At 66.4% G+C, this 20,743-nt stretch carries 19 protein-coding genes; 8 read left to right on the top strand and 11 right to left on the bottom strand.

Annotation, left to right across the window (positions count from 1 at the left end):
• Window positions 1-47: 47 nt before the first annotated feature.
• Together IVB46_RS44020 and IVB46_RS44015 are read right to left on the bottom strand one after the other, a co-directional pair.
• Window positions 48-926, bottom strand: coding sequence for a dihydrodipicolinate synthase family protein (locus IVB46_RS44020; RefSeq protein ID WP_063985452.1), 879 nt, complete (start codon window positions 924-926; stop codon window positions 48-50).
• A gap of 64 nt (window positions 927-990) precedes the next feature.
• Entirely contained in the window at window positions 991-1,956 is a 966-nt protein-coding gene (locus IVB46_RS44015; protein WP_247315252.1) for a VOC family protein, read from the bottom strand.
• A 200-nt stretch (window positions 1,957-2,156) separates the two neighbouring features.
• On the opposite strand from IVB46_RS44015, the gene IVB46_RS44010 reads away from it, so the two are divergent.
• Both IVB46_RS44010 and IVB46_RS44005 read left to right on the top strand, forming a co-directional pair.
• Window positions 2,157-3,023: a S1C family serine protease gene (locus tag IVB46_RS44010; RefSeq protein WP_247315254.1), complete on the top strand. Its 867-nt coding sequence runs from the start codon at window positions 2,157-2,159 to the stop codon at window positions 3,021-3,023.
• Entirely contained in the window at window positions 3,020-3,391 is a 372-nt protein-coding gene (locus IVB46_RS44005; RefSeq protein WP_166349534.1) for a helix-turn-helix transcriptional regulator, read from the top strand. The genes IVB46_RS44010 and IVB46_RS44005 overlap by 4 nt, the downstream gene beginning before the upstream one ends.
• Window positions 3,392-3,403: 12 nt before the next feature.
• Here IVB46_RS44005 and IVB46_RS44000 read toward each other — a convergent pair whose 3' ends face one another.
• From IVB46_RS44000 to IVB46_RS43985, 4 genes are all read right to left on the bottom strand, one after another.
• Complete coding sequence (locus IVB46_RS44000; protein WP_166349531.1) at window positions 3,404-4,480, bottom strand: HAMP domain-containing sensor histidine kinase; 1,077 nt, start codon at window positions 4,478-4,480, stop codon at window positions 3,404-3,406.
• Window positions 4,467-5,159, bottom strand: a complete 693-nt coding sequence (locus IVB46_RS43995) for a response regulator transcription factor (protein ID WP_063985457.1) — start codon at window positions 5,157-5,159, stop codon at window positions 4,467-4,469. Before IVB46_RS43995 ends, IVB46_RS44000 begins: the two co-directional genes overlap by 14 nt.
• A 100-nt stretch (window positions 5,160-5,259) precedes the next feature.
• Window positions 5,260-5,829: a hypothetical protein gene (locus tag IVB46_RS43990; protein WP_247315257.1), complete on the bottom strand. Its 570-nt coding sequence runs from the start codon at window positions 5,827-5,829 to the stop codon at window positions 5,260-5,262.
• Between the two features lie 342 nt (window positions 5,830-6,171).
• The gene (locus IVB46_RS43985) at window positions 6,172-8,508 is read right to left on the bottom strand and encodes a Tex family protein (protein WP_247315259.1); all 2,337 of its coding nucleotides are present in this window, start codon (window positions 8,506-8,508) and stop codon (window positions 6,172-6,174) included.
• Window positions 8,509-8,755: 247 nt separating this feature from the next.
• On the opposite strand from IVB46_RS43985, the gene IVB46_RS43980 reads away from it, so the two are divergent.
• Together IVB46_RS43980 and IVB46_RS43975 are read left to right on the top strand one after the other, a co-directional pair.
• The gene (locus tag IVB46_RS43980) at window positions 8,756-9,874 is read left to right on the top strand and encodes a ring-opening amidohydrolase (RefSeq protein ID WP_247315260.1); all 1,119 of its coding nucleotides are present in this window, start codon (window positions 8,756-8,758) and stop codon (window positions 9,872-9,874) included.
• Between the two features lie 112 nt (window positions 9,875-9,986).
• Window positions 9,987-11,456, top strand: a complete 1,470-nt coding sequence (locus IVB46_RS43975; RefSeq protein ID WP_247346148.1) for an amidase — start codon at window positions 9,987-9,989, stop codon at window positions 11,454-11,456.
• 38 nt (window positions 11,457-11,494) lie between these two features.
• Here the strand turns inward: IVB46_RS43975 and IVB46_RS43970 are convergent, their stop codons facing one another.
• Window positions 11,495-11,812 carry a hypothetical protein gene (locus IVB46_RS43970; protein ID WP_028151536.1) on the bottom strand — a complete coding sequence of 106 codons (318 nt, stop codon included), beginning with the start codon at window positions 11,810-11,812 and terminating at the stop codon, window positions 11,495-11,497.
• Window positions 11,813-11,973: 161 nt separating this feature from the next.
• Here IVB46_RS43970 and IVB46_RS43965 point away from each other — a divergent pair, with 161 nt between their 5' ends.
• Both IVB46_RS43965 and IVB46_RS43960 read left to right on the top strand, forming a co-directional pair.
• Window positions 11,974-12,882, top strand: coding sequence for a PaaI family thioesterase (locus IVB46_RS43965; protein ID WP_247315262.1), 909 nt, complete (start codon window positions 11,974-11,976; stop codon window positions 12,880-12,882).
• Between the two features lie 68 nt (window positions 12,883-12,950).
• Window positions 12,951-13,316: a hypothetical protein gene (locus IVB46_RS43960; protein WP_247346145.1), complete on the top strand. Its 366-nt coding sequence runs from the start codon at window positions 12,951-12,953 to the stop codon at window positions 13,314-13,316.
• Here the strand turns inward: IVB46_RS43960 and poxB are convergent.
• The 3 genes from poxB to IVB46_RS43945 form a co-directional block, all read right to left on the bottom strand.
• The gene (gene poxB / locus IVB46_RS43955; protein ID WP_247315264.1) at window positions 13,313-15,049 is read right to left on the bottom strand and encodes a ubiquinone-dependent pyruvate dehydrogenase; all 1,737 of its coding nucleotides are present in this window, start codon (window positions 15,047-15,049) and stop codon (window positions 13,313-13,315) included. The genes IVB46_RS43960 and poxB overlap by 4 nt on opposite strands.
• Window positions 15,050-15,129: 80 nt before the next feature.
• Window positions 15,130-15,762, bottom strand: coding sequence for a 2-dehydro-3-deoxy-6-phosphogalactonate aldolase (locus tag IVB46_RS43950; protein WP_247315266.1), 633 nt, complete (start codon window positions 15,760-15,762; stop codon window positions 15,130-15,132).
• Window positions 15,763-15,775: 13 nt separating this feature from the next.
• Window positions 15,776-16,690, bottom strand: a complete 915-nt coding sequence (locus tag IVB46_RS43945) for a 2-dehydro-3-deoxygalactonokinase (RefSeq protein WP_247315268.1) — start codon at window positions 16,688-16,690, stop codon at window positions 15,776-15,778.
• 240 nt (window positions 16,691-16,930) lie between these two features.
• Here IVB46_RS43945 and IVB46_RS43940 point away from each other — a divergent pair, with 240 nt between their 5' ends.
• Both IVB46_RS43940 and IVB46_RS43935 read left to right on the top strand, forming a co-directional pair.
• Window positions 16,931-18,028, top strand: coding sequence for an LLM class flavin-dependent oxidoreductase (locus IVB46_RS43940; RefSeq protein ID WP_063985464.1), 1,098 nt, complete (start codon window positions 16,931-16,933; stop codon window positions 18,026-18,028).
• Between the two features lie 57 nt (window positions 18,029-18,085).
• A complete protein-coding gene (locus tag IVB46_RS43935) occupies window positions 18,086-18,640 on the top strand; it encodes a flavin reductase family protein (RefSeq protein WP_176400474.1) in 555 nt (184 codons plus the stop codon).
• 205 nt (window positions 18,641-18,845) lie between these two features.
• On the opposite strand, the gene IVB46_RS43930 is transcribed toward IVB46_RS43935, so the two are convergent.
• Window positions 18,846-20,702: a sigma-54-dependent Fis family transcriptional regulator gene (locus tag IVB46_RS43930; protein WP_247315270.1), complete on the bottom strand. Its 1,857-nt coding sequence runs from the start codon at window positions 20,700-20,702 to the stop codon at window positions 18,846-18,848.
• Between the last annotated feature and the right edge of the window lie 41 nt (window positions 20,703-20,743).

Below are 20,743 nucleotides of genomic sequence, written 5' to 3'. Positions count from 1 at the left end.
TGATCGGAATGGTGGGCACGCTACGCTTTGCCCACCCTACGGCACTGCTACGGAGAAAGCTCCCTCAACGCCGCTTCCACGACCTTGCGCGCCTCCACGGTCAGTGCGGCCTGCGGCGGGACGGGATCGCCGACGTCGTAGCCCTGGATCGCCAAGCCCGCCTTGATGCAGGCGGCGAGGTTGAAGCGGGCGAAAGCCTCGTTGATCCGCCACAGTCTGCGCTGGAGCGCCATGGCCTCGTCCCAGCGGCCGGCCTTGCAGAGGTCGTAGAGCGCGACGCTCTGGCGCGGGATGATGCAGGCCGGTCCCGCCATCCAGCCGAGCCCGCCGATCAGCATCACCGCCGCCGGGATATGGGCGGAAGCCGAGAACACGCGCAAGGCATCGCCGCAGCGGTTCATGATCGAGAGCAGCCGGCCGGTATTGGTCGAGGCGTCCTTGATGTAGCCGATGCGCGGATGTTCAGCGAGGCGCGCGATGATGTCGAGGGTGAGGTCGGAGCGCTGGAATTGCGGATTGGTGTAGATGACGACGGGGATGTCGACGGCATCCGCGATGCTGCGGAAGTAGGATTCGACCTGGGCGTCGGCGAGCGGAAAGTACGCTTCCAGGATCGCCAGGATGCCGTTGGCGCCGAGCCTCTGATAGGCCCTCGCCTGCGCCACTGCGTCCGCCGTCGCGGTGGAGGCGACGCCGGCCACAACCGGCACGCGGCCCTTCGCGGCCTCGATGGTGGTCTGCACGATCGCGGTGCGTTGCGCGGCATTGAGATAGGCGAACTCGCCAGTCGAACCCAGCGGCGTCAGCCCGTGCACGCCTGCGCCGATCAAATCGTCGCAGAGCTTGCCGAGGACTTCGGTGCGCACCGTGCCATCGGCATCGACGGGCGAAACGAGATAGGGAAAGACGCCGTGAAAATCGGGCATGTCAGGCTGAACCCCGGAAAATTGGCTAGCGCCTGACCGGTCATAGCAATGCCCGCGCTAGCGATCAAACCCTGATCAGGCGCACCCGCGTGCCCCAGGGATCGACGGCCTCCAGACCGTTGGCGAGCGCTGTGACCTGCGCACCGCCTTTGCGCAGGCGTTCCTCCTGCGCGGCGAGAATGTCCTGCTTCGCCATCACCAGCGAGAACCAGGCAAGCCCCGTCGTCTGATCGTCACGTTGGCCGGCCCCCTGGCTCTGCCAGACGTTCATGCCGAGGTGATGGTGATAGCGGCCCGACGACAGGAACGCGGCGCTGCCACGGCGGCGGGTCGGATCGAGGCCGACAGCGCCGTGATAGAACCGTTCGGCCTCGGCGAGATCGCCGACGCGCAGATGCATGTGGCCGACGCGCAGACCGTCCGGCGCATTGGCATAGTCTGTGACGCGCGTGTTGGTGAGAGACAAGAGGTCAGGGATGTTGAGCTCGTCGCTCGCCATCTTCACGCTGCCCTCGCTCCACTGCCATTGCGAGGGATCGCGGTCGGCATAGACCTCGATGCCGTTGCCTTCGGGGTCGTCGAGATAGACGGATTCACTGACGAGATGATCGGCGAAGCCCGACAGCGGCACGCGATGCGAGGCGGCGTGCACCAGCCAGCGCGCGAGATCTTTTCGCGACGGCATCAGGAATGCGGTGTGGTAGAGGCCCGCGGCGTTGCGCGGCTCGATCGCGGCTTCGGGACGAGCTTCCAGCACGAGCAGCGTGATACCGGCCGTGCCGAGCGTCGCGCCGGTCGCGGAGCGCTCCATCACGGTGAGCCCGATCACGTCGCGGTAGTAGTCCGCGACCTTGTCGAGGTTCTTGACCCTGAGCGTCACCATGCCCACCCGCATCGGCGTGCGGCTGGCATAGGTCGGCCCCCCGGCTTGCGGCATGCCCTCGGCCCGAGCGGCGGCGGACGCCGCCATCGCGAGCGAGGTCGCGCCGGCGAGTTGAAGCAGGGTGCGGCGGGTGAGGTCGGCGGTCATCGGTCGGGGCTCGCTGGAAACGCTTAGGGACGTGCGGTGCAATTCCTGGATCGCTACACGTTCCCGTGAGGGCGTCCCAATCACATGTTCGTCGGCCGCGGTCCTGCGGAGGCCGGTCCGCCCCGTCTGTCCTGGCCACCCGGCCAGTTTCGCAATCGCCCGCGACATCCCAGATTGAGGGCAACTTACAGGAGCCTTCCATGACCGACCCCACTCCTCTGTCGTCCCTTTCGTCCGCGCTCGCGGATGTCGTGACGCGCACCGCGCCATCCGTCGTCGCCGTGCATTCGCATCGCTCCCGCGCCACCGGCTTCGTCTGGAAACCCGGCTTGATCGTCACCGCGGACGAAGCGCTGGCCGACGAGGGCGATATCCAGATCAGCCTCCCCGACGGCAGCACCGCGGCCGCCACAATCGTCGGCCGCGACCATACGACCGACATCGCGCTGTTGCGCACCGATGCCAGTCTTGCGCCGGTCAAGCTGGCCGCGACCGTTCCGCCCCTCGGCACGCTGTCGGTCGTCGTCGCCACCGATCGCGATGCGCCGAGCGCGGCGCTCGGCATGGTATCACTGTCCGGCAAGAGCTGGCGCTCCCTGCGCGGCGGCGACATCGATGCGCGTATCGAGCTCGACGTGCGCCTGCGCTTCGCGCAGCAAGGCGGGCTCGCACTCGATGCATCAGGCGACGCCTTCGGCATGGCCGTGCTCGGGCCGCGGCGGGTCCTGGTGATCCCGACGGCGACAATCGAGCGGGTCGCGGCACAACTCGAGACGCGCGGCCGCATCGCCCGCGGATATCTCGGCCTCGGGCTCCAGCCGGTGCGGCTCGACGATGGCATCGGCGCGATGGTGATGAATGTTGACAAGGCCGGCCCTTCGGCTGCGGCCGGCATCCGCCAGGGCGACGTCATCGTGGCGGTCAACGACCAGAAGCTCTCCGGCGTGCGTGCGCTGTCGCGGACGCTGGGACCTGCGAGCGTCGGCACGGTGGTCGATGTCGCGGTGCGCCGCGGCGGCGAGCCGGTCAGCTTCAAGGTCACGATCGGCGAGAGGCCGGAGGCGTGAGCGAGGACAACGCGCCCGAGATCGTGCTCGCCCTGGAGATCGACGATCCCGCCCTCGCCGATCGCCTGGCGATCCTGCTCGGCAACATCGCCGGGCTTCGGCTCGCCGCGCCCGGCGAGGCCGCCACGGCGACGGTCATGGCCCGCGATCCGCGCAGCATGCCGGAAGACATCGCGCTGACACAGCGCGAGCTCGATGTCCTGGCGCTGATGGCGGAAGGCGCGTCCAACAAGCTGATCGCGCGCCAGCTCGGCATTTCCGTGCACACGGTCAAATTCCACGTCGGCTCGCTGCTCGACAAGCTGGATGCCACCGGCCGCACCGACGCGGTCGCGCATGCGGCACGCCGCGGCGTGATCGAGCTATGACGCCGTCAGCTCCTATCGCGCTGATGTCGCCGGGAAGCTGAGCCGGACCGTGAGGCCCGGCGCATTGTCGTGCAGTGCAATCTCGGCGCCATGGAGACCGGCAACGGCCGCGACCAGGCTCAAGCCCAGACCGTTGCCCGGCGTGTAACGGCTCTGTTCGAGCCGGTAGAAGCGCTTGAAGACGTGATCGCGCTCTCCGGTAGGAATGCCCGGACCATCGTCGGCGATCGCGATCACCGCCCCGGCGCCGGCGCTGCGACAGGTCACCGTGACCTGCCCGCCCGCGCGGCCGTGCTTGATCGCGTTGTCGACCAGATTGGCGATGGCGTCGAACAGCAAGTCGCGGTCCCCCGTAATCGCAACCTCGCGGTCGCCGTCAAGGCTCAGGCGGGTCGCGACCTGCTCGGCCGCGGCGTCGTAGAGCTCGACGACCTCGCCGGCAATCTCGGTGAGGCTCAGCGTGCGAAACGCGCTCCGGCGGGCGCGGGTCTCGATCTCCGAGATCCGGGTGATGGAAGCGAACATGCCGAGCACGGCGTCGAGATCGGCGATGGTATCGCCAATCAGCGTCGCATCGGCCTCGCCATTTCGCGGGGTGTGATAGGCCTTTTCCAGCCGGCCGCGCATGCGCGTCAGCGGCGTGCGCAGATCGTGGGCGACGTTGTCGCTGACCTGCTTGACCTCACCCATCAGCGTCTCGATGCGGTCGAGCATCTGGTTGAGGTTTTCGGCGACGCGGTCCCACTCGTCGTGACTGCCGCGCAAGGGAATGCGCCGGTCGAGCCCCGACAGCATGATGGCGCGGCTGGTCGCATTGATCTCCTCGATCCGTCCGACCGTGCGCCGCGTCACCAGCACGGCCGCGACCCCGGCCAGCACGGCCAGCAGCACGGCGACGGCGACCATCGCGAGCTCGATCATCGCGGTGAAGCCGCTGTGATCGCCGGCGTCGCCGACCCGGCCCTGCACATAGGCGATCGTGCCGAAATAGACATAGGCCATGATCGCCGCGACGATCAGGCCGAACGCCGCGATCGCGATCAGTGCCAGACGGAAGGTGGAGGAGCGGAGCGTCTTAGCCAGGAGCACGGATGCAATATCCGATGCCGCGGATCGTATGGATCAGCGGATAGGCCTGGGCATCGTCGACCTTGCGGCGGACCCGCCCGACATAGACGTCGATGATGTTGGTGGAGGGATCGAAATGCAGGTCCCAGACATGCTGGAGCAGCATCGCCCGGGAGACGACGCGGCCTTCGTTGCGGACGAGATATTCGAGCAGCTGAAACTCGCGCGGCAGCAGCGGAATTTTCCGGCCGCGCCGGCTGGCGTTGCGCGCGATCAGGTCGATGGCGAGATCGCCGACCCGCAGGATGGTTTCCTTGGCGACGGTCTCGCTGCGGCGACCGAGCGCCTCGAGGCGCGCCAGCAGCTCGACGAAGGAGAACGGCTTGACGAGATAGTCATCGCCGCCGGCGCGCAAACCGCGCACGCGGTCGTCGACCTCGCCGAGCGCGGAGATGATCAGGAAGGGTGCGGCGATGCCGTCGTCGCGCAACTGGCGCATCACGGCGATGCCGTCGATGTCGGGCAGCATGCGGTCGATGGTGATCACGGCATAGTCGCGGGCGACGCCGTGGCTCAGGGCTTCACGACCCGTCGCGGCAAGATCGACGTCGTAGCCCGAGGTGGTGAGTTCCTCGACGAGCTGGCCTGCGGTTTCCGGATCGTCCTCGACGACCAGAATGCGGCGGTGACCTCCGGTCATGCAAAACTCCGCGCGACGATCGCCACCAGACTATCCCGTTCCGGGGCTGAGCGGAACCGCCCGGTGGCGATCGCGACAATGGTGCGGTACCGCGATGCGACTACCAATAGTCTCCGCACACATTGACCCATTGCCATCCATAGGGCGTCAAGCTCCTGCGCCAGCAACCATCGTCGTAATAGTTGGCATAGTTGGCATAGAAGAACGGCGCGCCGACGAAAGCGAACCGGTTGAAGCGGTGACGGTGGAAGAAGGCATGGCGGCCAATGAACGGCCTGCCGTGCCAGCCCGGGCCAGCAAACCGCGGGCCGAAAGCGGCGCGGGTCGCTAATGGTGCACCGGCAAAGCGCGGCCCGATGGCGGCGCGGGCATTCATTGGCGAGCCGACGAAGCGGGCGCCACCGAAACGAGCACCGCCGATGCCGCCAAATCGCATGCCGCCGCCACCCATACCGCCGACGTGCATACCGCCGCCGAAGCCACCCGCATGCATTCCGCCGCCACCGAAGTGTCCACCACCGCCAAAGCCGCCATGTCCGCCACCGCCGAAGCCGCCACCGCCGTGGCCACCGCCACCGCCACCGCCGCCACGCGCGAGCACAGGTGAAGCGAGCGCCATCATTGCGGCGAGCGTCACCGCAGTGACGCCTTTGAGAAGCCTGTTGTCCATCGAAGCATCCTCCGTGCTGCGCGGCGATCTTTCTGCCGCGCGAGGAGGATCAGATGAGAGGAAGGGACAGGCACCTTCAACTTACAAACGCGCCAGATTCTGACGCAGGTGTTAGGGACGAACGCTCTTTCGCTCCCTGGCCCCGTTCTTGCGGGGAGAGGGTGGGGTGAGGGGCTGCGCCCGCGAATGCGATCGAAAAAGTGATCGCAACGCTTGTGCCGTGCACCATCAAGTTACGAGCCGTAGGGACCTTTGATCCGGTCAGCCGCATGCCTTGCCCCTCACCCGGATCGCTAGCGCGATCCGGCCTCTCCCCGCAACGAGCGGGGAGAGGTTAAAATATCACGCCCGCTTGCCGCCGTTCTTCTCGGCTGCGCGGCGCATGGCCTCCGCGAGGGCACCGCCGCCGGAGGATTCCTGGTTGCGCGGGGCCGACGACGTCATGCGCGCGGGGTTTCGCGAGCTGTTGTCCCGCTGCATGCCGGGCGCGTCTTTCTTGGCGCCGACCTCGTCGTCGAGGCGCAATGTCAGCGAGATGCGCTTACGGGCGACCTCGAAGTCCAGCACTTTCACCTTGACGATGTCACCGGGCTTCACCACCTCGCGCGGATCCTTGATGTAGTTCCTGGACATCGCCGAGATGTGAACCAGGCCGTCCTGATGCACGCCGATATCGACGAAGGCGCCGAAGGCGGCAACGTTGGTCACGGTCCCCTCGAGGATCATGCCTTTCTGGAGATGCTTGATCTCCTCGACGCCCTCCTTGAACACCGCGGCCTTGAACGCCGGACGCGGGTCGCGGCCGGGCTTCTCGAGCTCGCGCAGGATGTCGGTGACGGTCGGCAGACCAAAGGTCTCGTCGACGAAATCCTTGGGCTTCAGCGTGCGTACGATCTCGCTGCTGCCGATCAGCGCCTTGATGTCGCTCTTGGTGGCGCTGAGAATCCGCCGCACCACGGGATAGGCTTCCGGATGCACGCCGGAGGCATCGAGCGGGTCCTCGCCGCCGAGGATGCGCAGGAAGCCGGCACACTGCTCGAACGCCTTCGGGCCGAGGCGCGGCACGTCCTTGAGCGCCTTGCGCGACTTGAACGGGCCATTGGCGTCGCGGTGTGCCACGATGCTCGAGGCAAGGCCGGAGCCGACGCCCGACACGCGGGCCAGCAGCGGTGCCGAGGCGGTGTTGACGTCGACGCCGACCGCGTTCACGCAGTCTTCGACCACGGCATCGAGCGATTTGGCGAGCTTGGCCTGGCCGAGGTCGTGCTGATACTGGCCGACGCCGATCGCCTTGGGCTCGATCTTGACGAGCTCGGCGAGCGGATCCTGGAGCCGGCGGGCGATCGAGACCGCGCCGCGCAGGGTGACGTCGAGACCCGGCAACTCCTCCGAGGCGAAGGCCGAGGCCGAATAGACCGACGCGCCGGCTTCCGACACCACGATCTTGGTCATCTTCAGCTCGGCCAGGCCCTTGACGAGATCGCCTGCGAGCTTGTCGGTCTCGCGCGAGGCGGTGCCGTTGCCGATCGCGATCAGCTCGACACGATGCTTCAGGGCAAGCTTGCCGAGGATCGCGAGCGCCTCGTTCCACTGCCGCTGCGGCTCGTGCGGATAGATCACGGCAGTATCGACCACCTTGCCGGTCGCGTCGGTGACGGCGACCTTGACGCCGGTGCGGTAGCCGGGATCGAGGCCCATGGTGACGCGGGTGCCGGCGGGTGCCGCGAGCAGCAGGTCGCGCAAATTGGAAGCGAACACGCGCACGGCCTCGGTCTCGGCGGCGTTCCACAGCCGCATGCGCAGGTCGATGTTGAGATGCACCTGGATCTTGGTGCGCCAGGCCCAGCGCACGGTATCGATCAGCCAGCGGTCGCCAGCACGCTTGAGGTCGGCGATGCCGAACCGCTTCATGATCTTCAATTCATAAGCGCTCGGCACGCCCGGCGGCGGCGCTTCGGCTTCGGCCTGGATCTGGAGATCGAGGATCTCTTCCTTCTCGCCGCGAAACATCGCGAGGATGCGGTGCGACGGGAGCTTCGTCAGCGGCTCGGAGAACTCGAAATAGTCGGCGAACTTCTCACCCTCGGTCTTCTTGCCGTCGCGCACCTTGGAGGCCATGCGCGCGTTGGTCCACACCTCCTCGCGCAAAGCACCGATCAGGTCGGCGTCCTCGTCGAAGCGCTCGACCAGGATGGCGCGGGCGCCATCGAGCGCGGCAGCGGCATCGGCCACGCCCTTCTCGGCGTTGATGAAGGTTTCGGCCACGACCTTCGGATCGTTGCCCGGCTCTGCCATCAGCTGGTTGGCGAGCGGCTCGAGCCCGGCTTCCCTGGCGATCTCGGCCTTGGTGCGGCGCTTCGGCTTGAACGGCAGATAGATGTCTTCCAGACGCGCCTTGCTGTCGGCGGCGAGAATGGAGGCTTCCAGCGCGGCATCGAGCTTGCCCTGCTCGCGGACCGATTCGAGGATCGCCTTGCGGCGGTCTTCGAGCTCGCGCAAATAGCCCAGGCGCTCCTCCAGGGTGCGCAATTGCGCGTCGTCGAGCGCACCGGTCGCTTCCTTGCGGTAGCGGGCGATGAAGGGAACCGTGGCGCCGCCGTCGAGCAACGTCACCGTCGCCTCGACCTGCTCCGCCCGTACCCCAAGCTCCTGCGCAATTTTCTGGTTGATATTTGCCACGCGAGAATCCCTCTATCCAAGCACGCGACGCGGGGGCGAACCACCGGCAGCGGGACGCCGCTTATGGACCAACCGAGGTTGATTCATCAAGGTGCGGCGCGCAACCGTCGACAGAGGATTTTTTTGTTGAACCGGATGCGATCTCGCCACATTCGTGGGTGCCTGCACCCCCGCTGTGCCTTGACATGCGCCTCCGTTCCACGGCTGGTTGACCCGCCTGACCACCGAACTCCACACGAGGACTGCAATGCGGACAGCATCGGTCGGCGTCTTCAGGGTCGCCACCACCGGCCCGGGCGACGTCTCCGGCCTCATGGCCATGATCGGTTCCGGCGCGATCGACCCGACAACGATTTTGGCCATCCTCGGCAAGACCGAAGGCAATGGCGGCGTCAACGATTTCACCCGGGAATATGCCGTTGCTGCGTTGTGCACTGCGCTGGCACCGGAACTCGGCCTCTCGTCAGAGGCGGTCGAGCAGCGCATCGCCTTCGTGATGTCGGGTGGCACCGAAGGCGTGCTCAGCCCGCATATCACGGTGTTCACGCGGCGCGAGGCTGAGCGCCCGGCAGGCATGTCCGGCAAGCGCTTGAGCATCGGCATGGCGCACACGCGGGACTTCCTCCCGGAAGAGATCGGCCGCTCCGCACAGATCATGGAAACGGCCAAGGCGGTGACTGCCGCGATGGCGGATGCCGGCATCACCGATCCCGCCGACGTCCATTTCGTGCAGATCAAATGCCCGCTGCTCACCAGCGACCGCGTCGAAGCAGCAAACGCGCGCGGCAACAAGACGGCCACGACCAGCGCCTACAGCTCGATGGCCTATTCGCGCGGCGCCTCCGCGCTAGGGGTCGCGGTCGCGCTCGGCGAGATCGCTTCCGATGTCAGCGACGACGACGTGCTGCGGCGCTACGATCTGTTCTCGTCGGTTGCGTCCACCTCGTCTGGGATCGAGCTGATGCACAACGTCATCATCGTGCTCGGCAACTCGGCGTCTTCAGCGAGCGAGTTCGAGATCGGCCACGCCGTGATGAACGATGCGATCGATGCACCGGCGGTGGTGTCGTCGCTGAACAGCGTCGGGCTTGGTGTTGGCCTTGGCGTCGCGCCGCAAGCCACCGAGGGCCGCGAGCTCGTCAATATCTTCGCCAAGGCCGAGGCCTCGCCTGATGGCAGCGTGCGCGGCTTCCGCCACACCATGCTGGAGGATACCGACATCAGCTCGACGCGCCACGCCCGCGCAGCCGTCGGCGGCCTGATCGCCGGCCTCGCCGGCACCGGCGCGGTCTACGTCTCCGGCGGTGCCGAGCATCAGGGGCCGGCCGGCGGCGGCCCGGTTGCGGTGATCGCGCGGCTGTCTTAATGACGCGGCGACCTCTCCGCCCGGCGCAACCCTGCCCTTCGCGCCGGCTCAGTTGATTCACGCGGGCCCTTGCGAAAAAGGTGACGCCGCTACCCACGGGGATTTGGACTTCATGACTTTGCCGATGAGCTGGAACGAATGGGCGCAGCACGATGGCGTCGGACTGGCAGCGCGCGTCCGCAAGGGCGAGCTGACGGCGAAGGAGCTGGCGCGCCAGGCCGCCGCGGGCGTGGCCAAGGTCAATCCGGCACTGTCGGGCGTGGTCGAGCTGTTCGAGGACGTGATCGCCGATCCGGCCAAGGACGGCGCCAATCTCGCGGGCCCGTTCGCCGGCCTGCCCTTCCTGATGAAGGACCTCGGACCGACCATGAAGGGCCGGCTGCAGGAGATGGGCTCGCTTCTGATGCACGGCAATCGCGCCGCGGCCGACACGTTCCTCACCGGTAAATTCCGCCAGGCAGGCCTCAACCTGATCGGACGAACCACGACGCCGGAATTCGGCGTGTGCAGCTCGGCCGACAATCCCGCCGTCTACGTGACGCGCAATCCCTGGAATACCGACTACACCACCTGCGGCTCGTCGGCGGGCAGCGCGGCGATGGTCGCGGCCGGCGTCGTCCCGATCGCGCATGCGACCGACGGTGGCGGCTCGATCCGCATTCCCGCCGGCGTCAACGGCAATATCGGGCTGAAAGTGTCGCGCGGCGTGTTCTCGCTAGCCCCGCACATGTCCGACCTCACCGGTCTCGTCTCGATCCAGGGCTGTCAATCGCGCTCGGTGCGCGACACCGCTGCCTTCGTCGATCACGCGCGCGGGCCTGCGCCCGGCGAGTTCATGCCGTTCTGGACCACGGCGCAGCCCTATTCCGAGATGATCAAGCGCGACCCGTCAAAGCTTCGCATCGCGCTGTCGCACACCTGGGGCGACTACACTGCGACGCCGGAGATCGCCGCCGAGCTGGAGAAAACCGGTCGCTTCCTCGAAGGCCTCGGCCATCACGTCGAATACGCGCTGCCCGAGCTCGACTTCCGCGCCGCGTTCGCTGCGCAGACCACCTGCTACATCAGCAATTTTGCCGTGGTGATCTCCAACATGCTCGCCGCACGCGGGCTGGAAAAGCCGCCGGAAGATCTGATCGAGCCCATGAACATCAGGATCTGGGAAGCCGGTCGGCACACGAGCTTCGCCGAGCGGGCAAAAATGCAAGGCGTGTTCAACACGACCTCGCGCGGCTTCGGCGCGTTCTTCGAGCAGTGGGACGTCATCCTGACGCCGATCACCGCGTTGCCGACGCCGAAGGTAGGCACCAAGGAATATCTCACCATCTCCGACAACCCTGACGTCCTCGACTGGTTCGGCAATCTCTGGCGCTTCTTCGCCTTCACGCCGCTCGCCAATCTCTGCGGCATGCCGGCGATCTCGATGCCGATGGCAGAGCAAGACCACGGCCTGCCGCTCGGCATCCAGGCCATCGCCAAGCAGGCCAATGACGGCCTGCTCCTGCAACTCGCCGCCCAGATCGAGCGCGCGCTCGACGGCAAGTGGAACGGCGGCAAGAAGCCGAAGGTGCATGTGGGCTGAGAGATTGCGATCGCATTCACAAGCGATCGCCCGCGATCTCAGTTCTTCACCGTCGGGATCACCTCCGCCGGCTGCTGCTGCCCCTGCCTGTACATCGCCAGCGCCTTGTCGAGGGCTTCCCGCAGCGCCAGCGCTGCGGCGACGCTGCAACGCAAGTGCGCGGTCTGGACCACGTCGACCCTGACGGCGGCACCGACCGGCATCAGCAGGTTCGCGGCGAGCTCGATCTGGATCGCGCCGTTGTGGTGTCCGAAGCAGGATGCGCCGTCGAAATAGATGATCGGTGCCCGTTCCGAGCTGGAGCTCGAAATGGTCACGGGCCCCTGATTGGTGGCGGGTGTTTCGGGGTCGGCCATGGGCACTCCTTGGGGCTAGTCGACGGACGAAGCGCCCACCATCGTTGCTTCGGCACGCCGTGTCGAGGCCAAACCGGCCCAGACGGACCTGCCTGCAGACCTGCCTGATGAGGCCCTTTCGGGGTTTTGCGCGGCGCCCGACACTGGTCTAGAACGTCGTCATGTCCACTTCACCCACCACACTTCCGTTCGAGGAACTCGCGGAGGCGATCAAGGGCCGCCGCTCCGACTACGGCCATATCAGCGGGCTCCAGCTCGACCGCTTCGCCCCCGCCGAGGCCTGGTCCAGCCTGCCCTATCGTCCGGCCTTCGTCGGCGACACCGAGACCGGCGTGCTGCATGGCGGCGTCGTCACCGCGATGCTGGACGAGAGCTGCGGCATGGCGGTGCAACTTGCGCTCGACGGCACGCGCGCGATCGCAACCCTGGATCTGCGCATCGATTATCAGAAGCCGGCAACGCCGGGCCTCGACATCAAGGCGCATTCGGTCTGCTACCGCACCACGCGCTCGATCGCCTTCGTGCGCTCCACCGCCTATCAGGACTCCGAGGACGATCCGGTCGCAACCGCGACCGCCTGCTTCATGATCGGCGCCAACCGCACCAACATGCTCGCGGACCGCAGGATGGATTCGCGCAGCATCCCGACGCTGGAGGCGCCCGACGATCCGGACGGCCCGTTCGCCAACAGCCCGTTCGCGCGCTGCCTCGGCATTCGCGTCAATGACGACGGCACGCTGACGATGCCGTTCTCGCCGCAGATCATCGGCAATCCGATCCTGCCCGCGATCCATGGCGGCATGACCGGTGCGTTCCTCGAGACCACCGCGATCCTCGGCGTGAGGCGCGAGCTCGGCATCGCGGCGCTGCCCAAGCCGATCGGACTCACCGTCAACTATCTGCGTTCCGGCCGTGCCCTCGATACCGTCGCCAATGTCTCGATCGTGAAACAGGGCCGGCGTATCGTCGCCTTCGAAGCGCGGGCCTGGCAAGACGATGCGAACAAGCCGATCGCCACCGCTTTCGGCCATTTCATGCTGCGGCCAACGCCGGGAAGTGACGAGGAATAGGCGTATTTTCCCTTGACGACCGGAGTTCCGGCCACAACGATAGCGCGGTTCCTGCGAGAGGTATTGGATTGCGGCATCCGCTCGACATCATCGCCATGTTCGCCGCGCTCTGGCTGCTGGCGTCGATGGTGCTCGACGCGCTGACGCCGAAGGAGCTGACCGCGGTGATGATCGGCATCGCGATCGGGCCCGCCATCGTCATCACCGCCGTGTTCTATTATTTGCGCTGCCCGCGCACCGATTTCGCGGTGATGTTCGCAGCGCTCTGGCTGATCTCCGATATCGCCATTGCGTTCATCTCGCCGACGCAGCTGCCGTGTTTCCTGATCGCACTCGGCTTCGTGCCGGCCCTGCTGATCGGCATCGTGCTGCACTGGCAGCGCTTCCAGCACCGCCACGAGAGGCTGCCCGCGCCTTCGGTGAAGCGGGGCTAGCGCGGTAGCAGATTTGTTTTAGCGAGATCGAGCACCTCGTCGCCACGACCGTTCATCACCGCGCGCAGCACCCAGAGGCTGAAGCCCTTGATCTGCTCGGGCGTGATGGTCGGCGGCATCGACAGCTCCTGCTTCGCCGTGACGACATCGAGCAGCGCGGGTCCGTCATGGGCCAGCATCTCCTTCACGGCGCCGGGGAGCTCGCCGGGGTCCTCGACGCGTTTAGCGAAAATACCCATTGCGCGCGCCATCGCCGCGAAATCGGGATTCTCGAGATCGACATTGGTGTCGACGAAACCGGCCGCCTTCATCTCCAGCGCAACGAAGCCAAGCACGCCATTGTTGAAGACGACGATTTTCACCGGCAGCTTCATCTGCGTCAGCGTAATGAGGTCACCCATCAGCATGGTGAAGCCGCCGTCGCCGGAGAGCGAGATGATCTGGCGGCCGGGCTGCGAGGCCTGCGCGCCGATCGCCTGCGGCATCGCGTTGGCCATCGAGCCGTGCACGAACGAGCCGATCAGCCGGCGGCGGCCATTCATGTCGAGATAGCGCGCGGCCCACACCGTGGGCGTGCCGACATCGGCGGTGAAGACGGCGTCGTCGGAGGCATGGTCGCTGATGACTTTTGCCAGATATTGCGGATGGATCGGCTTGCTGCCCGGTGTCCCCTTCGCAAGCGAGTCGAGCCCTTCGCGCGCCTTTTTGTAATGCGCGATGGCGTCGTCGAGATGCCTCCGCTGCGTCTTGGCCTTGAGCAGCGGCAGCAGCGCTTCGATGGTGAGCTTGACGTCGCCGACGAGGCCGAGATCGATCCTGCAGCGCCGTCCCAGATTTTCCGGGCGGATATCGATCTGCGCGACCTGCGCATCGGTGGGGAAGAACTGCTTGTAAGGGAAATCGGTGCCGAGCATTACCAGCGCGTCGCAAGCGTGCATGGCGGCGTAGCCCGACGAAAAGCCGATAAAGCCGGTCATGCCGACGTCGTAGGGGTTATCGTACTCGACATGCTCCTTGCCGCCGAGCGCATGCACGATCGGGCTCTTCAGCGCTTCGGCCAGCTGCATCAGCGGCGCATGCGCGCCGGCGCAGCCGCGGCCACAGAACAGGGTGATGCGCTCGGCGCCGTTCAAAAGGTCCGCGAGCGCCTTCAGCTCGTCGACCTGCGGCACAACCTTCGGCGCCGACAGCGCAAGCCCGCGCATCGTCGACAGCGAGCGCTTGGGCGGGCTGCGGAACGCGACGTCGCCGGGCATCGCGATCACGGCGACGCCGCGCAGGCCTACGGCCGCACGGATGGCGTTCTCGATCACGTAAGGCAGCTGGCTCGCATCCGACACCAGCTCGCAATAATGGCTGCACTCCCTGAACAGGTTTTGCGGATGGGTTTCCTGGAAGTAGCCGCCGCCGATTTCCGCCGACGGTATCTGCGCCGCGATCGCAAGCACGGGGACGCGACTGCGATGCGCATCGAACAGGCCGTTGATCAGATGCAGATTGCCCGGGCCGCAGGAGCCCGCACACACAGCGAGGCTTCCGGTCATCTCGGCTTCGCCGGCGGCGGCGAAGGCCGCGACCTCCTCGTGCCGGACATGGATCCATTCGATGGTGCCGCGGCGGCGCAGCGCCTCGGTGAGACCGTTCAGACTGTCGCCGACGATGCCGTAGATGCGCTTGACGCCGGCCTGCTCGAGCGTTGCCACGAACAGATCGGCTACGTTGTTGATCGCCATGTCGGTCTCCTGATCTCGCTGGTGCAGCAAGATAGGATAAAGCGCGGCTATGACGGGATCACGGCTTGTTTATTGCTGGGTCAGTCTTTCACAATCGCCCGATCATAGGCCGCGATTGTCACCTTTGCGCGAGCGGCGACATCGGCGGCCGACATGCCGGGCTTGTAGAGGCTGGAGCCGAGCCCGAACGCGGTCACGCCGCCCTTCATGTACTCGGCAAAATTCTGGTCGGAGACGCCGCCGACGGCGGCGATCATCACGCCCGTCGGCAGCACGGCGCGGATCGCGGCAATACCGGACGCACCGAGCACGCTGGCCGGAAAGAATTTCAGGCCCGATGCTCCGGAGCGCGCCGCGAGCAGCGCCTCGGTCGGCGAGAACACGCCCGGCAACGTCACCATGGCGTACTGATGTGCACGCGTGAGCACCTGCGTATCCACATTCGGCGAGACCATCAACTTGCCGCCGACGTCATTGAGACGATCGACATCTGCGGCGGTCAAGACCGTGCCGGCGCCGATCAGGACGCTGGCCGGCGCGAGCTTCGCGGCAATCGCGATCGAGCGGAACGGCTCCGGTGAATTGAGGGGGATCTCGATCGCGGTCATGCCGGCCTCGATCAGCACGCCGACGATCGCCTCGGTCTCATCGGGCTTCACACCACGCAGGATCGCGACCAGCGGCCGCTGCATCGGCGGAAAGGGAACGCTCATCTCAAGATTCCTCTCATTTCGTCCAGATCGCGGCAGCGGCCATCGACAGGCCGCGGCGAACGGCTTCATCGGCATCGATCGGCTGCACGGTGACCGACAGCGCATCGAAGGCGAGCCGGTACAGCATCGCGAGGCGCCCGGAAGCAATCAGCGTGATGCCCGCTTTCGGCACCGTGCCGGAGAGCCCTGCCGCCAGCTCGACGCCGATCAACGTGCCCGACAGCGTCTCGCGCGCGGCGGCTGGCGTGCCGCCGAACAGGAGCTGCCGCGACCGCGCAGTGAACAGAAGGTTGGCCGCGAAGGCCGGCGCTTCATACGCGGCTTTCACGGCCGCCTTGAAGCTCGCGACATCCTCGGCGTCATCGGCACCGGCGACCGCGAGCGACAAGATCGTCTCGCGCGAGACCACGCTGAAGAGCTCGCCGGTCATGAAGGTGGAGAAATGCGCGACCGTGCCGTCCTTCACGCGCACCCATTTCGAATGCGTGCCGGGCATGCAGACCAGCGCTTCGCCTACGGCCTCGAGGCCGAGTGCGCCGAGCAGCTGCGTCTCCTCGCCGCGCATCACGTCCGGCGCCCTGGTATCGCGCTGCGCGATCCCGGGCAGGATGCGAATATCGCGCGTCTCGCCGGGCACAAGCGCGGCCTGCTTCAGCACGGCAGAGAGCGGCGCAGGTGTGTCAACATAGCCGGCCTCGACCCAGCCGGTCTTGGCGCCGGCCATACCGCAGACAAGCACCGGCAGCTGGGCCGGGGCCTCGACAGCTGTGAGATGCGACTGCAGCACACCGGCAAAGCCGGCCTTGGCCGCCGCCAGCATGCCCTCATCGCTGCGACGTTCAGCCAGCACCTTGCCGGCACGGTCGATCAGCCAGAGGCGGAAGCTACTGGTGCCCCAGTCCACCGCGACATAGGCGGGTTCGGTCATCTCAACGGGTATCCTTGGTCTCACCGGCAAGACGCCGTCTCGCGACAATGAGACGGACGCTCGCAAATCAGCCCCGGGATATCGGCTATTGCCGCCTCAAACCAGCGATTTTTCGCGGGTCTGAGGCGCTCGCCGCGCTGGCACACGGCTTGCGATGCGGTGGCACACCGCTTGCTAAAGCTGTCCTGTTCAAGTCCGGGAACGCGCAACAAGACGCGTCAACATCAGATGAGGAAACCCATGGAGATCGGCTATTTCACGATGCCTTCGCATCCGCCGGAGTGCGGCCTGAAGGAAGGAAACGACTGGGACCTGCAAGTCATGCGCTGGCTCGATGAGCTCGGCTATCAAGAGGCCTGGGTCGGCGAGCACCACACCGCGCCCTGGGAACCCAATCCCACGCCGGACCTTCTGATCGCGCAGGCGCTGATGCAGACCAAGAATATCCGCATCGGGCCGGGCGGCTTCCTGCTGCCCTATCACCATCCGGCCGAGCTCGCCAACCGCGTCGCAATGCTCGACCATCTCTCCGAGGGTCGGCTCAATTTCGGCGTCGCAGCTTCGGGCCTGCCGAGCGACTGGGCGATGTTCAACGTCGACGGCATGAGCGGACAGAACCGCGACATGACCCGCGAGGCGCTGGAGATCATCCTGAAGCTGTGGTCCGATCCCGCGCCCTTCACCTACAAGGGCAAGTTCTGGACGGTGACCAAGCCGGACACGATGTTCGACTTCCTCAAGCCCCACATCAAGCCGCTCCAGGCCCCGCATCCGCCGATCGGCGTTGCCGGGCTCTCGAAGAACTCGGACACGCTGAAGCTCGCCGGCGAGCGCGGCTTCATTCCGATGAGCCTCAACCTCAATCCGGCCTATGTCGGCAGCCATTGGGATTCGGTCGAGATCGGCGCCGCCAAGACCGGCCGCAAGCCGAACCGCGCGGATTGGCGCCTCGTACGTGAGGTGTTCGTCGCCGACACCGACGAGGAGGCCTGGAAGCTCTCGACCGGCGACATGATGGGCCGGATGATGGGCGAGTACTTCCTGCCGCTGCTCGGCCATTTCGGCTTCAAGGACTATTTGAAGCACGCGCCCGACGTGCCCGATAGCGACGTCACCGTCGAATATTGCGCCAAGCGGAACTGGATCGTCGGCTCGCCCGCAACCGTCGCCGAAAAGATCGAGAAGATCTACGACGAGGTCGGCGGCTTCGGCGTGCTGCTGGTGTTCGGCTTCGACTACAAGCACAAGCCGGAGGCCTGGCGCCATTCGCTCTCGCTGCTCAGCAAAGAGGTGATGCCGCGCCTGAAGCATCTCGGCTCCGCGAAGAAGGCCGCTTGACGCGCGGCGGGTGCGGCGCAATCGTGTCGCACCCGCCCCCGTTTCGGAGATTTCGGCGTGAGCGTCGACGCAAAGGATTTCAAACTTGCAATGCGCCAATGCGCCGGCGCAGTTGCACTGGTCACGGTTGGCGCCGAGCACGGCAAGCGCACCGGGCTGACTGTGACATCAGCCTGCTCGCTATCGGACAATCCGCCGTCCCTGATCGTCTGCGTCAACCGCAACGCCAGCGCACATGCCCGCATCCGCGAGGAAGGCGCCTTCGCGATCAACTTTTTGCACGAGGACCACGCCCTGCTCGCGCTCACCTTCAGCGGCCAGAAGGGCGTCAATGGCGACGACCGATTTGCGTTCGGACAGTGGACGCGCGGGGTGACCGGCGCACCGGTGCTGACGGATGCGGTCGCCGCGTTCGACTGCGTGCTGGCGCAGGAGTTCGAGACCAAGACGCATTCGATCTTCGTCGGCGAGGTGCGCGGCGTCTCGCATTCCGACGAGGCCGCGCCGCTGGTGTATCTGCGCAGCAGCTTCCACGTCCCTCACGAGATCCGCGGCACCGTTTCAGTCGGCGACCTCGATTCGCGGCATCTGAGCTGGAGCGATTTTTCGTAGGGCGCGCCCTAGTCTCGGTGCCCCTTCCTTCTCCCCTTGCGGGAGAAGGTGGCGCGAAGCGCCGGATGAGGGGTATCTTTCCGCGCACGCAAATGGCGAGGTGAATCCGCGGAGGCAGACCCCTCACCCGTCTCGCCGCTTCGCGGCGAGCCACCCTCTCCCACAAGGGGAGAGGGGAAGAAAGAACGCCGCATGCGACTGGATGCTACTGCGCCGTCTCGATCTTCAACTGCTTGATCTTGCGATACAGCGTGGCACGACTGAGCTTCAGCGCCCGCGCCGCCTCGGTGACGCGGCCGCCATGCTTGCGTAGCGCCTCGACGATCGTCGCGCGCTCGGCCGTTGCGAGATCGGGCTCTGCCGTCCACCCACCGAACGGCGGCAGATCGAGATCGGCATCCATGATGACGCCGTCCTCCGCGGTGCAGCCGGCAAGCCGCAGCACGTGGCGGAGCTGGCGCATGTTGCCGGGATAGGGATAGGCCGAGAGCAACGCCCAGGCCTCGTCCGACAGGCGGCAATCCGGCGCCTCCTCGCGCGCGATCTGGCGGATGATATCGTCTCTATCGGCGCGCTCGCGCAACGCCGGCAGTCGCACCTCCATGCCGCGCAGGCGGAAGTAGAGATCGGCGCGGAAGGCGCCCTCCTCCGCCATGCGGCCGAGGTCGCGATGGGTCGCGCTGATCAGGCGGATGTCGACCGGCACCGGCTTGAGCGCGCCCAGCGGCCAGACCTCGCGGTTTTCGAGCACGCGCAAGAGGCGGGTCTGCAGCGCGATCGGCATGTCGCCGATCTCGTCGAGAAACAGCGTGCCGCCGTCGGCCTGCACGATCAGACCCTTAGAGCCGTCGCGGCGCGCGCCGGTGAAGGCGCCGGCCTCATAGCCGAACAGCTCGGCGTCGATCAGGCTCTCCGGCATCGCCGCACAGTTCAGCGCGACATAATGGTTGCGGGCGCGGTTGCTCGCCGCATGAATCGCGCGCGCGAACACGTCCTTGCCGACGCCGGTCTCGCCATGCAGCAGCACGGGCAGATTGTGGTCGCCGATGCTTCTCAGCCGTTTGACGCTTTTGATCAGGCCGGGATCGCGACCTGCGAGCCGATGCAGCGAATCGAAACGATCGACGGCAACGTCACGACGCTGAGTGGACGGCCTCGCCCGCAGCGGCGGCGCGACATGTCCCTGCCCGAGCGCGCTGCCGTCGGCGCGGCGCAGTTCGACGACCTCGTCCGCACCACGCGCCGCGTGATGATCGAACTTGATATAGCGCGACAGATCGATGCCCGATGCGATCAAGCCGTCTGTGAGGCCCAGCAGCGCGCGCGCCGAACGGCAGGCGCCGACGATGCGGCGATCGTCGTCATAGGCGAGCAGGCCGCTGCCCCCGTCGCCCGGCACGGTGGCGATCCAGGCGTTGCGGAAATGGCCGCGGAAGATCGCGCCCTCCATCCGCCGCGTCGCCTCCATCGTCACCGCGAGCGCGAGCTGATGCGCGGCGCGTTCGAGATCCTCGCGGCAGGAAGTGATGTTAATGGCTCCGGCGAGCCGGCCGGCTTGGTCGAACAGTGGCGCCACGGCGCAGGAGAACATGTGCCATTGCGCGCGGAAATGCTCGTCGCGATGCACCAGGATGGGCTTCTCTTCGGCAAGCGCGGTGCCGAGCCCGTTGGTGCCCTCGAAGGTCTCGGCGAAATTCGAGCCGGTGTAGATCTTCCAGTCCAGAAACATCTTTGCGTCGGCTTCGCCCGGCAGGCGGCTGAACAGCATGGTCGCATTCGTGTCCGCCAAATTGACGCAATAGCCGGCGTCGCGAAGCACGCGGGCGAGATCGTCGAGCTCGGGGGTCACGAGCCTGATCGTCTCTTCCATGGGCTCGGCGACATGGCGAATCTCGGCTTCGGTGAGCGTCTGCGGCGGGCCCTGGCGGGCGGGGTCGAGCTTGTGGCTCACCAAGCAGCGCCGCCAGGAATTGGCGATGCGCGACGAGGCATCGACGTCGGCCACGTGATTGGCGACGGACAAGACACGGGCGACATGGTTCGAGGCCGAAAGGCTGGCCATCGCGGACGTCTCCACCCTGCATTATTGTGCAAAGTCTGGCA

Origin of the sequence: Bradyrhizobium sp. 61, from assembly GCF_023073075.1 — a bacterium.
GTDB lineage: Bacteria > Pseudomonadota > Alphaproteobacteria > Rhizobiales > Xanthobacteraceae > Bradyrhizobium > Bradyrhizobium barranii.
The sequence above is the reverse complement of the archived record's forward strand: the minus strand, read 5'-3'. Positions and strand labels throughout refer to the sequence as shown.

What these genes read in the sequence shown, in the direction of transcription:
- IVB46_RS43940 (WP_063985464.1), top strand. Translation starts at nt 16,931, where the DNA reads ATGGAGATCGGCTATTTCACGATGCCTTCGCATCCGCCGGAGTGCGGC.
- IVB46_RS44015 (WP_247315252.1), bottom strand. Translation starts at nt 1,956, where the DNA reads ATGACCGCCGACCTCACCCGCCGCACCCTGCTTCAACTCGCCGGCGCG.
- IVB46_RS43930 (WP_247315270.1), bottom strand. Translation starts at nt 20,702, where the DNA reads ATGGCCAGCCTTTCGGCCTCGAACCATGTCGCCCGTGTCTTGTCCGTC.
- poxB (WP_247315264.1), bottom strand. Translation starts at nt 15,049, where the DNA reads ATGGCGATCAACAACGTAGCCGATCTGTTCGTGGCAACGCTCGAGCAG.
- IVB46_RS43950 (WP_247315266.1), bottom strand. Translation starts at nt 15,762, where the DNA reads ATGAGCGTTCCCTTTCCGCCGATGCAGCGGCCGCTGGTCGCGATCCTG.
- IVB46_RS43945 (WP_247315268.1), bottom strand. Translation starts at nt 16,690, where the DNA reads ATGACCGAACCCGCCTATGTCGCGGTGGACTGGGGCACCAGTAGCTTC.
- IVB46_RS43990 (WP_247315257.1), bottom strand. Translation starts at nt 5,829, where the DNA reads ATGGACAACAGGCTTCTCAAAGGCGTCACTGCGGTGACGCTCGCCGCA.
- IVB46_RS44020 (WP_063985452.1), bottom strand. Translation starts at nt 926, where the DNA reads ATGCCCGATTTTCACGGCGTCTTTCCCTATCTCGTTTCGCCCGTCGAT.
- IVB46_RS43995 (WP_063985457.1), bottom strand. Translation starts at nt 5,159, where the DNA reads ATGACCGGAGGTCACCGCCGCATTCTGGTCGTCGAGGACGATCCGGAA.
- IVB46_RS44010 (WP_247315254.1), top strand. Translation starts at nt 2,157, where the DNA reads ATGACCGACCCCACTCCTCTGTCGTCCCTTTCGTCCGCGCTCGCGGAT.
- IVB46_RS43980 (WP_247315260.1), top strand. Translation starts at nt 8,756, where the DNA reads ATGCGGACAGCATCGGTCGGCGTCTTCAGGGTCGCCACCACCGGCCCG.
- IVB46_RS43975 (WP_247346148.1), top strand. Translation starts at nt 9,987, where the DNA reads ATGACTTTGCCGATGAGCTGGAACGAATGGGCGCAGCACGATGGCGTC.
- IVB46_RS43970 (WP_028151536.1), bottom strand. Translation starts at nt 11,812, where the DNA reads ATGGCCGACCCCGAAACACCCGCCACCAATCAGGGGCCCGTGACCATT.
- IVB46_RS43965 (WP_247315262.1), top strand. Translation starts at nt 11,974, where the DNA reads ATGTCCACTTCACCCACCACACTTCCGTTCGAGGAACTCGCGGAGGCG.